Genomic DNA, 10,391 nt, shown 5'->3' with positions numbered 1-10,391 from the left:
GGCATCGGCTGGGGGAATTTGTAGACCTTGCTCGCGCCCGCGGAGGACTTGGTGACGATGTAGATGTCGCCGGTGGAGGGGTGGACCATGATGGTCTCCGCGTCCTTGGCCGTGTCCGGGTACTGGAACTTGAAGGTCTCCGCGGTGAGGTCGCCGCTCGTCTGGCCCGCACCGATGTTGGGCTCCGGGATGCGGTAGACGGCGAACACGTTCGGCGGCGTGGGGAAGTTGGCGCTCGAGCGGCCGATGTCCCCCATGTAGATGCACTGGCCGGTGGGGCACGGGCCGGTGGCGACGTCCTCCCAGTCCGCGGGCGTCACGTTGGACACGTTGAAGGTGCCCAGCGTGGCGGCGTTCGCCGTGCTGATGCCGACGATGGCGGTGGTGTCCTCGTTGTGCACGTAGACGACGCCCGGCGTGAGGCGGCTTGCCGCCAGACCCGACGGCTCCACGATGGCGGTGGACGCCACGGTGCCCTGGGTGGTGTACGTGGTGGCGAAGGTGTCCCCCACGGTGCAGGACACGGTGGCGTCCGCCTCGCGCAGCGCGACGACCTGCGCGATGTTCGTGTTCGGGTACGGCGACGAGCCGTTGAACGAGCCCTGGGCGCCCGCGGCCGCCAGGTCCTTGTAGGCGACGTCGTAGAGGATGGCGGTGGACGGGGACACGAGGCAGGTGTCGACCGGCTCGGTGAAGCCCGTGGGCGGGACGATGGGGCTCGCCGGGCATGTGCTGCCAGCCCACAACTGCGAGCCGAACCACACCGCGACGCCGTTGGCGGTGCTGGTGGAGAGCGCGGGCGTGTTGAAGCTGGCGGTGGTGCCGTTCTTCTGGCCCGTATGCGCGTCAATGGGGTTCGTCGGGTTCGCTCCGGAGAAGGCGGAGATGCTGCCGGCCAGGTTGCTGGCCAGGTCCAGGGTGAACGCGTAGCTGGCGGGCTCGGACGCGGTCGCGACCTTGTAGAAGACCCACGCCTTGAGCTGCGACGCGCTCTGGTCCGAGCGCAGGAACGTCCAACCCGCGGGCGGCGTCGCCACCGCGGCCACGAAGTTGCGGTTGACGAGGCGCGCCAGCAGAACGTCCCCCGCGACGGTGCCGGCGGGCTTCGTGAGGGTCAGCGAGGTGAGGCTGATTCCGCTCGCGGTGCTGCTGCTGCGGTAGGCGATGGTGGACAGCGCCTGTTGCTTGCTCCCCACCTCGGCGGAGACGCCGTCCTGCTCGGGAACAGAGGTGGAGTCCAGGTCCTGCGGTCCACAGCTCGCGAGCGCGAACAGCGACACCGAGCACAGCATGCGTGAAACATTCCGATTGAAGAACTTCAAGGTCACTCCAGACTGGATGGTGATGCGAGACAGACATCCACGAGAACCGACGGCGTTCTCGCTTTCGCAGGAAGTTGTCGGAAAGGGCGAACGACTGTTGCGGAATTCCCGCACGTCCTCCGTTCACGTCGCCCGGGAGTGCAAACTTCCGCGAGGAGCCGTTTTGAAGGGGCAAGGTGTTTCCGTTCCGCACGGTTGCCTGTCCGCTGGTGGACCGATGGCTGCCGTTGCCCGCGCCACGCGACGTGAAGGCCCGGCACCCGGAGTGTGGACTTCCCTCGCGTGCGCGGGTGTGGAAGACCGTCGTTCATGATGCGCCATGCTCCCGCCACCGAGCGAAACCGCGAACCGCTCTTCGCCGTCCTGAAGGAGGTGCTGCCTGCTTCCGGTGTCCTGCTGGAGGTGGCGAGCGGCACCGGCCAGCACGCGGCCTTCTTCGCCCGGGCCTTTCCAGGGCTGAGCTGGCAGCCGACGGATGGGGATCCGGGGGCGCTGGAGAGCATCGACGCGTGGCGTGCGGAAGAGGGGACGCCCAACCTGCTTCCCGCGCGCGTGCTGGATGCGAGCTCCGACGCGTGGCCGGTGGAGCACGCGGACGCGATGCTTTGCGTGAACATGATCCACATCGCGCCGTGGGCGGCCTGTCAGGGATTGATGCGGGGCGCGGGGCGGGTGCTGCGCCCGGGAGGGCGGCTCGTCCTGTACGGGCCCTACTTCGTGGAAGGTGTCGTGCCCGCGCCGAGCAACGTCGCCTTCGATGAATCGCTCAAGGCCCGCGACGCGGCCTGGGGTGTGCGCGAACTGGGCGCGGTCAGCGCCGAGGCGCTGCGACACGGGCTTGTGCGGGAGCGCGTGGTGGAGATGCCGAGCAACAACCTCACGGTCGTGTTCGCCCGGTAGGACCTCTCACCGGGACGGCATTCGCGCGCCGTCCCGGCGACCTGCTCGCGGCTACATGCCGGGGCAGTGGCCCTTCTCCAGTTGATGGGCCGTCGCGTTGACCTGGTCGATGAGCTCACGCTTCTGCATCCCATTGTCGGCGGAGTAGGTGACGGTGAGGCCGTTCGCGGTGTCCTGCACCATCGCGCGCGACGGCACCGTGGGCGCTCCGGCCGAGCCCTTGGAGCCGCCACCGCCGGTGCCGGTGTCATCCATGCCGTCCTGCTCCTCCGTCGCGCTGACGCCCAGGTCTTCCGCCTGCGCCAGGTCCATGGGCGTCTGCGAGCGCGCGTACTGGGCCTGCTCGACCATCATCTTCCGGCCGCGCATCTGGAGGTCCGTGACCTGGGAGGGATCCGACGTGGTGAAGATGAGCGCCACGCCGTCCGACGTCTCCTGCGAGCGGACCTGGGCGCCCGGCACCGCCATGGGGCAGCTCGGGTCCTTGGACGCGGAAGTCGCCTTCGTCGATTCGGACTTGTGCATCCCCTGCTTGGAACAACCTGCGGTGAAGCACAGCGCCGCGGACGCGGCGAGGGCCAGCGAAAGTCTGGACATGGGCACGGTGAGCCTCCTCTGTCGTGAGTTATTCGTGCGCAAGGTGGGGATGGGGCTTCCGGCTTCGCAAGCAGGGAACTTCGGGGCCACGCCTGAAGGCCCCACCCCACGGGGCGCTGACTTCATCCCGCGGAGGACAGGCGTGAGCGACGCGGCTCACCACCCCCGGGCCGCGAGCCTCAGCTCCGCTTCGTCATGTCGAACAGCGCGCGGGCCTGCGGGCCCAGGAAGCCGTCGAAGCCCCCTGAGCGCTGGGCGATTTCGAAGTACGCATAGGGCCACGTGCGCGTGCTCCCATCCCGGAGCCGCAGGGGCAGGGGGGAGGCGTGCGTGGCCGTCTGGCGCAGCGACGTGCCGGGTGCGCCCTCGATGTCTGTCTTCATGGGGACGCCCGCCTCGCGCATGCGCCGCTGCCACGCCTCCACGTCGTCCACCGCGCCGGTGAAGTGGTTCACCTTGCGGCCGAACGCGAGCAGCCACGCGCCGTACTGCGTCTCCTTCTCCAGCTCCAGCAGCGCGGTCTCATCCGGCGGTGCAGGCGGTGAGAACCAGGCCGCGAGCGCCTCCACGTCCTCCGGAGGCGGTGGATCCACCGGGAGCGCGGCGAGCAGCTCGCGGGCCCTCGGTGACAGTTCCTCCGACTTCAGCTCGGAGAGGAAGACGCGCGGCAGTCCGTCCGGGTGGGCCAGGTAGATGGCGGACAGGTGCGCATCCGGGAAGGTGTACGTCCCCGCTGGACGCCAGCCGAACCGCTCGAACACCCGCGAGAACAGCGCGATGCCCCCCTCGGGCCGCGCGAGCGTGCGGAACGCGACGTGGTCATTGCGGAGCTGCCCTCCTGACAGCGCCACGAAGGTGCGGGCGAAGGGGACTTCGGAGGCATAGCGCTCCCACAGCAGGTCCAGCAGCCGCGAGGCGTCGGAGGCGGAGGTCGTCATTCGCGCCAGTGTAGTCCGCGCGGTGCCTGGGATTGGAGTGGCATCCGCATGGATTCCAGGCGTGCTTCAGCGCAGCTCCACGGTGAGCCCCCCGAAGGTCATGGCCGCCGTGTTCCCGCCATCTCCCGAGTGCGTCATCGGCGCCTCCGCGAGGCCCACGGCCACCAATGAGTCTCCGTCCGTGTCCACCCCCAGCAGGTGGAAGTGACGGTCCTGGCCTTCGGGGCCCGCGTGCTGCGTGCGCACCGTCTGTCCATCGGAGGAGGCCAACGCGAGGAGCGCGCCCGCGCCGCGTGAGATGCTCATGCCGCCGTACCACCGGTCCCAGCCGGAGCCACCCACCGCGAGCAGCCCCGCGTCCGTCCAGCGCAGCGCGGAGAAGTGATCCGCGCGGCCCGTGTCCACCCGGTGCTCGAAGCGCAGGGCCCCCGTGTCGAGCGACAGCACGCCCAGATAGCCGTCATACGGCGTCATCAGGGCCGCCTCCCCCGGCGCGGACGGGTAGTACCCCACCGTGCCGTCCGCGCCTTCCGTCACCACCGTGCCGGCGAGCGCCAGTTCTCCCTCGCGCACCGCCATGTCGAAGACGACGAACTCCGCGGCGCTCGCGGGAACGAAGACGTGCGTTCCCATGCGAGCCCCCGTCGGCGTGAAGGTCGTCACGGCGAAGGGCTGGCGCTCGGTGTCCGCGGTGGAGGTGACATCGTCGCCCGTCTTGCAGTGCAGACTGGTGAACTCGTTGAACGTGCGGCTCGCGGCCAGACAGCGGGACGTGTTCCACGTGCGGCCCACCACCAGCCGCCCATCACCGTCCACCGCGAGCAGTGGTCGCAGCGGGGCTTCGCGCCAGCGGAACTCGTCGTAGGCCCAGGCCGCCGGCTGCGTGGAGTGGCCTCCGTCGACGACGCGCGTCCATTGCTCGTGGTAGCGACCGTCCGCCCACTGGAGCGTCATGAGCCCCGACACCAGTTGCGGTGTGTCGGGGGCGCCTTGCTCGGTGGCGACCCGCGACAGGAAGGCCACGGCCACGTCCTCACCGCGCGCCTCCGTGCGAAGCCAGCCGTCGGTGAGTGCGTCCACCCATGACGACTTCATGCGGAAGGGGGAGGGGAGCAGCGTGCCCCCCAGGTCGGAGGGCGGCACCGTCGCGGGGGCAGGCAGCGGCTGGCGTGACAGGACCTGCCCTTCGGCCGACAGTCGCACCAGGTCGAACGCGCCGGTCGCGGCGTCGGTGCGTTCGACGCCCAACGTCGTCTCCCCGGACGGGTGCACGGTGAAGTCGCTGAAGTGTTCCCCGGCCGCTTCGTCGATGCGCCAGAGGACCGCGCCCTCCGGGGTCCGCAGCGTGAGCCGGCGGCTTGCGCGACCGCCCGCGTCCCGCGCCGTCTCCAGCACGAGAGGGCGTCCGGCGATCCTCCGGACCTTGAGTCCTCCGAAGTCCGCGCGCGGCTCCACGCGTGATGACAGCGCGCAGTGCTCGAAGGACTGCGTGAGTCGCTGTCCGGCGACCCCGCGGTCCGCCCCGTCACACGGCGCCGGGAGGACCTCGGTTCCATGACAGGCGGAAGCTCCCAGCCACCCCAGGGCGCCCAACAGGAAGCGGGTTCGACGAGGGCTCATGGTTCGCATGCTCCTCATACGGACGCATGCCTCGAACCGGGTCGTCGCTGGGGGCGGCCGTTCCTACGGCTTCGGACATTCTCCTCCCTTGGGCGTCGGTGGTGTTTCGTGGCTGGCCGCGTACAGTGAGACACCCCCTGTCGTTCGAAGTGAGCCGACCCGAGTGCCCCCCACTCCTCTACGTCCGAGTCCTTCCGTGACCTCCCTGGCCCGTCCGGAGGTGGACGCGGTCGCGCGCACCCTGGCCGAGAGCACTGAACTCGCGCTGTTCATGACGGATGCCCGGCTGCGGTGCACCTATCTGAACGCGGCGGCGGAAGCCCTGACGGGCCGCACGCTCGCGGAGGTCGTCGCGCGCGGACTGTCGCTGCTCGACCTGGTGCACCGCCCGTCCGCGGAAGGGCAGCCCACCCCGAGCGTGGACAGCCCCCTTGCCCAGGCGCTGGCAAAACAGGGGCGCGAGCGGGGCGAGGATGTCTTCGTCCACAAGGACGGCCACGCCCGTCCCGTCGTCTTCACCGTCCACCCGCTGCGTGACGCGGACGCCGTGGTGGGCGCCATCATCGAGGTCCGCGACCTGACGGCGGAGCGGCAGGCGGTGGCGGCCCTGCGCGTCAGCGAGGCGCGCTACCGCTTCCTGGCGGAGACCATCCCGGTGCAGGTGTGGACCGCGAAGCCGGACGGCCTGCTGGACTACGTGAGCTCCCGCGCGGTCATCGAGTTCGGCGTGCCGCTGGCCACCCTCCTCTCCGAGGGCTGGCTCAACGTCCTGCACCCGGAGGACCGGCAGCTTGCCATCGAGCGTTGGACGACCGCGCTGCGCACCGGCGAAGGCTACGAGGTCGAGTTCCGGCTCAAGCTCGCCAATGGCCAGTACGCCTGGTACCTGGCGCGGGCGGTGCCAGAGCGGGACGCGAACGGCCACGTCCTCCAGTGGCTGGGCACCAACACGAACATCCACGAACAGCGCGAAGCGCGTGAGCGCACGGAAGCGTTGCTCTTGGAAGTGGGCAAGCAGGCGCGGGAAACCGAAGCCACGCTGGTGCGGCTGCGCGCGGAGAAGCTCGCCGCCGAACAGCGGGCCGCGGAGCTCGAAGCGAAGTCCTCCTCGCGATGAACACCCAGCCCAGAGACTGGCACGGCGTCGCGGTCGCGAAGCTGAACTCCGTGCTGGGGCCTGCCCGAGGCCCTGTCGTCCTCGAGGAGGCCCTGCGCGCCACGGGCCTCGTCCACATCAACAGCGCGGATGAGCTCCATCGCTTCGCGCAGGTCCTCATCACCACCGGAGGCTTCGCGGGCGCCGTGGGAGGCCTGCTCAGCGTGCACGCCGTGATGCACGGGGCGAGCGGCGACACCCCCGCACGGCCCGGTTCCCGCTGACGCTGGCGAAGGCGTCGCACCCTCCTCACCCGCGTGACGGGGCCATGTCATATGACACGGCCCCATCGCACGCTTGCTGCTACGGCACCGACACCGCCTGAAGCGCGGCGCGGCTCCGGGCTTCATCGCCCGTGACGCTCACCACGAGGCGCTGGAGGCAGCCGTCGAACTCCTGCTTCAGTTGGTCCGCCGTCACCGCCTGGAGGTGCGCGGGGCGCTGGGCCACCGCTTCCACCGGGAAGCCCTTCACGCGCGCGGAGAGCAGCGCATCCACCCACTCATTCGTGGTGATGAACGACACCGCCTGCTGCGCGAGCAGTCGCGACCGGGCCTGCTCCAGGTCCGCGGCCGACACGTCCTTCACGAACCCCGCCAGCGTCGCGCGCAGGGCGCCGATGCCCTCCTCCAGGCGCTGCGCGTCCAGCATGCCCCGCACCACCAGGTGCGCCGCGCCGCCCCGGGCGATGAACGGTGAGGCCCCGAAACCGTAGGAGGCTCCCGTCCCAGCGCGCGTCTCCTGATACGCCTTCACCTCCAGCAGCTCCGCCATCAGCGCGTACCGCGCCTCCAGCTCCGGAGTCGCCGTGGGCAGACGGCAGGCCAACTGCACCTGTCCCTGCGTGGCCCCGGGACGCGAGGTGAAGAGCGTGCTCACGCGCGGGGACGCCGCGGGCAGCGCCGGTGCCGGCGGCACCACCACGGGCTGGGGCTTGCCCCGGCTCCAGCCGCCCAGGTACTTGCGCACCATGGGTTCGACCTCCTTCACGTCGAACTCACCCGCCACCACCACCACCGTGTTGCCGGGGCGGTAGACATCCTCCAGCCAGGACTGCGCCTCGGACCAGGACACCTGTCCCATCTGGGCCCCGGTGGCCTCGCCGCCGTAGGGGTGGACGCCGTAGAGCGCGCGCATCAGCTCCCGGTTCGCCAGCACCTCCGGGCGCGTGTCCACCGCTTCGCGCCACGGCAGCACCTGCTCGCGCAGGAAGCGCACGGCGTCCTCGGACGTGCGGGTGGTGGAGAGCTGCTCGGCGAGCATCGCCAGCATGTTGCCCACGTTGCCCGCCGTGCCGGCCAGGTCCACGCGCACGTGGTCCATCCGGCTCCGGGAGCCGCCATGCAGGCCCCAGTCACTCAGGTGGCCCTCGAAGTAGGACTCGCGGAAGGAGCCCCAGTTGGCCAGGTCCGCCACGCCCGGCTTCGCCCCATACGTCAGCCCGCCGCCCATCGCGGCGCCCACCCGCACCACGGGCAGGCCCGGCCGGGGCGCGAGCAGCACCTCCATGCCGTTGTCCAGCTTCAGCACCTGCACCGGAGTGGTGGTGGCCGTGAGCATGGACGGGGTGACGCGGTGGCCCGGCTCCAGGCCGGACTCCTCCGCGGAGACCTTCGCCAGCGGGGCCACCAGCGTGGGGATGCCGCTCTCCCCCGGCTTCACGAAGACGGCGTGCGCCCGGCCGCGCTGGAGCCATTCGTAGGCGAAGTCCGTCACCTTGCCGCCGCCCAGCCCCATCAGTGCCTGCTGCCTGCGCGTGTAGGAGCGCACGTCGAGCGTGAAGTGGGTGAGCAGCGCGCGCTGCTTCGTGCGCGCCAGCAGGCGCTCCGACTCCAGGGCCATGCCCGTCACCACCTGGCGGCGCAGGGACTGGAAGCTGAACTCCTGTCCCAGCACACCCCCGGCGTTGAGCTCCTGGCTCCAGGCCTTGTGCACCTGGTCCAGCACCTTCTCCGCCGAGCGCTCCGGGTGGTCGCCATGGGACAGTTGCACGCTCACGATGAGCATGGAGGACCGGGTGCCCGGCACGAGTTCGGTCTTGATGCCCGCGATGTCGCCGTCATTGCGCATCGACTCCCACAGGTTGCTGTCCAGGCCTTCGCCCACGAAGTCGTGCACGGCGCTGGCCTCATCGAAGCCGCGCGGAAGCACCCAGGACAGGTACAGCTCCGGCGTCGGCACGGCGGCCGCGTACACCGGCATCGTCTTCGGGATGGGCACGACGGCGGGCACCACGGGGTTCGCGGGCAGGCGCGTGTCCGGTGCCAGGGGCAGGCCGGTGCCCACCCACGCGGGCGGCAGGTTCTGCGTGAGGATGGCCTCCACCCCCGCCAGGTCCACGTCGCCAGCGATGACCAGGGTGACGTTCTCCGGACGGTAGTGCGTGCGCGCGAAGCGCTGCGCGTCCGCCAGCGTGAGGGCACTCAGCGAATCATGCGAGCCCACCACCGGCCGCGAGTACGGGTCCCCCTTGGGGTAGGACGCCGCGCTGATCCAACTGAACACCTGCCCCACGTAGCCCGTCTCGTTGCGCTGGCGCAGCTCGTTGCGCACCACCTCGCGCTCCACCGCGAACACCTCCGGGCTGATGCCGGCGATGGGCGCGGACAGCCGCTGCCCTTCCATCTTCACCAGCGTGGCCAGCGCCTCCTTGGGAGCCAGCGTTTCGTAGGCGGTGTAGTCCAGGCTGGTGGAGGCATTGGAGTGGCCCGCGCCCGCGGCCTCCAGTCGCGCCGTCGCGGATGGGGCCCCGGCCGGATGCGAGCGGAAGGCCAGATGCTCCACCAGATGCGCCAGGCCCTCCCGGCCGCCTGGATCGCTGGAGCCGCCCGCGCCCACCACCGCGACGACCGCCACCACGGGCGAGCGAGCGTCGTGCTCCACCACCACGCGCAACCCCGAAGCCATGCGGAAGTCCCGCAGGGGGAAGGACACGTCGCGCATGACGACCTGCCCTCGCGGAGGAAGCGTGGCGCATCCTCCCAACGTCAGGGAGAGCGAGGTCAGGGCACCCACGGCCAGACGCGGCCAGCGGACGGAACGAAACGGGGACATACGGCTCCAGGCGGCATGCCGGAAGGAGCCCACGAAGGGCGCAACGGCCCATCGCCTCCCCCAGGCGGATTGAAAGGTGATGTCGGGACGGCCGGGGAGACACAACGCCTGACGGGACATGCAGGCGGGCCGGTAACGGCAGACAACGCCGGGACTCATAGCACCCCGGCTTCCCTTTCGTCACCTCACTCCCCGTATCAGGGCGGGTGCCTGGAATTGCGTGGCGCCTCCAGTTCCAGCGGTCCTGGCGGAAGTCCGGAAGCCTGCGTCTAGGATGGCGGCATGACCCGTCAGCCTTTCCGCACCGTCCTTCCGCTGCTTTCCCTGGCCCTGCTCGCCTCCGCCTGTGACCCCCAGGCGACCGGAGAGTGCAAGGGCACCCACCTGGGCAAGAGCGTGAACTGGCCCATCTCCACCAACGCCGTCCTGACACGCATCGACTTCCTGGAGGACGGGACGCCGAGCACGTTGATCGACCTGTCCTATACGCCGGACAGCGTCGAGGGCCTCCAGGAGTTCGGGGTGGACATCCAACTGGTGCGCGGCGCGTCGGTGGAGGAGGGCGCGGCGAAGACCGTGAAGCTCCTGCCACAGGAGGACCGGCTGGTGCCCGAGGAGACGTCGCTGGTGTCCCGGTGGTGGGGCAACACGGGGGGCACGCAAGTGGGCTACCTCGCCGTGCCGGGGGTTCCGGTGGAGGGGTCGGTGACGCTGGACCGGGTGGCGCTGGACCACGCGGAAGGCCACTTCGTCTATCGCTACGCGGACGGGGGCGAGCTGACCTGTACCTTCGATGTCCCGGGG

The 10,391-nt window shown here is 70.4% G+C and carries 9 protein-coding genes; 4 read left to right on the top strand and 5 right to left on the bottom strand.

All coding sequences use genetic code 11. The features are described 5' to 3' along the window. The coding region (locus tag D7V88_RS33820; protein ID WP_244238532.1) for a cell wall anchor protein at positions 1-1,328 on the bottom strand (1,328 nt) is incomplete at its 3' end. A 303-nt stretch (positions 1,329-1,631) separates the two neighbouring features. Here D7V88_RS33820 and D7V88_RS33815 point away from each other — a divergent pair. After that, positions 1,632-2,222 (top strand): DUF938 domain-containing protein, encoded by a 591-nt coding sequence (locus D7V88_RS33815; RefSeq protein ID WP_120544744.1) that lies wholly within the window; start codon positions 1,632-1,634, stop codon positions 2,220-2,222. 51 nt (positions 2,223-2,273) lie between these two features. On the opposite strand, the gene D7V88_RS33810 is transcribed toward D7V88_RS33815, so the two are convergent. The 3 genes from D7V88_RS33810 to D7V88_RS33800 all read right to left on the bottom strand — a co-directional run bounded on the left by D7V88_RS33810 (position 2,274) and on the right by D7V88_RS33800 (position 5,377). Further along, positions 2,274-2,819, bottom strand: coding sequence for a hypothetical protein (locus D7V88_RS33810; protein WP_120544743.1), 546 nt, complete (start codon positions 2,817-2,819; stop codon positions 2,274-2,276). A 179-nt stretch (positions 2,820-2,998) separates the two neighbouring features. Further along, positions 2,999-3,757, bottom strand: coding sequence for a DUF1338 domain-containing protein (locus tag D7V88_RS33805; protein WP_120544742.1), 759 nt, complete (start codon positions 3,755-3,757; stop codon positions 2,999-3,001). A 66-nt stretch (positions 3,758-3,823) separates the two neighbouring features. Then, entirely contained in the window at positions 3,824-5,377 is a 1,554-nt protein-coding gene (locus D7V88_RS33800) for a hypothetical protein (RefSeq protein WP_120544741.1), read from the bottom strand. 196 nt (positions 5,378-5,573) lie between these two features. Here D7V88_RS33800 and D7V88_RS33795 point away from each other — a divergent pair, with 196 nt between their 5' ends. Both D7V88_RS33795 and D7V88_RS33790 read left to right on the top strand, forming a co-directional pair. After that, positions 5,574-6,494 carry a PAS domain-containing protein gene (locus D7V88_RS33795; RefSeq protein ID WP_158625219.1) on the top strand — a complete coding sequence of 307 codons (921 nt, stop codon included), beginning with the start codon at positions 5,574-5,576 and terminating at the stop codon, positions 6,492-6,494. Further along, positions 6,491-6,757 (top strand): hypothetical protein, encoded by a 267-nt coding sequence (locus D7V88_RS33790; RefSeq protein ID WP_120544739.1) that lies wholly within the window; start codon positions 6,491-6,493, stop codon positions 6,755-6,757. The genes D7V88_RS33795 and D7V88_RS33790 overlap by 4 nt, the downstream gene beginning before the upstream one ends. 79 nt (positions 6,758-6,836) lie before the next feature. Here the strand turns inward: D7V88_RS33790 and D7V88_RS33785 are convergent, their stop codons facing one another. After that, positions 6,837-9,476, bottom strand: coding sequence for a M16 family metallopeptidase (locus tag D7V88_RS33785; protein WP_244238531.1), 2,640 nt, complete (start codon positions 9,474-9,476; stop codon positions 6,837-6,839). 393 nt (positions 9,477-9,869) lie between these two features. Here D7V88_RS33785 and D7V88_RS33780 point away from each other — a divergent pair. Continuing rightward, on the top strand, positions 9,870-10,391 hold a 522-nt coding region (locus tag D7V88_RS33780; RefSeq protein WP_120544737.1), incomplete at its 3' end, for a hypothetical protein.

This window comes from Corallococcus terminator (assembly GCF_003611635.1).
Classification (GTDB): domain Bacteria; phylum Myxococcota; class Myxococcia; order Myxococcales; family Myxococcaceae; genus Corallococcus; species Corallococcus terminator.
Note: the sequence above shows the minus strand (reverse complement) of the source record. Positions and strands in the feature narration are given on the sequence as shown.

Excerpts from the sequence above, each read along its gene's own strand:
- D7V88_RS33815 (WP_120544744.1), top strand. The coding sequence starts at position 1,632 with ATGATGCGCCATGCTCCCGCCACCGAGCGAAACCGCGAACCGCTCTTC.
- D7V88_RS33810 (WP_120544743.1), bottom strand. The coding sequence starts at position 2,819 with ATGTCCAGACTTTCGCTGGCCCTCGCCGCGTCCGCGGCGCTGTGCTTC.
- D7V88_RS33805 (WP_120544742.1), bottom strand. The coding sequence starts at position 3,757 with ATGACGACCTCCGCCTCCGACGCCTCGCGGCTGCTGGACCTGCTGTGG.
- D7V88_RS33800 (WP_120544741.1), bottom strand. The coding sequence starts at position 5,377 with ATGAGCCCTCGTCGAACCCGCTTCCTGTTGGGCGCCCTGGGGTGGCTG.
- D7V88_RS33790 (WP_120544739.1), top strand. The coding sequence starts at position 6,491 with ATGAACACCCAGCCCAGAGACTGGCACGGCGTCGCGGTCGCGAAGCTG.
- D7V88_RS33785 (WP_244238531.1), bottom strand. The coding sequence starts at position 9,476 with ATGCGCGACGTGTCCTTCCCCCTGCGGGACTTCCGCATGGCTTCGGGG.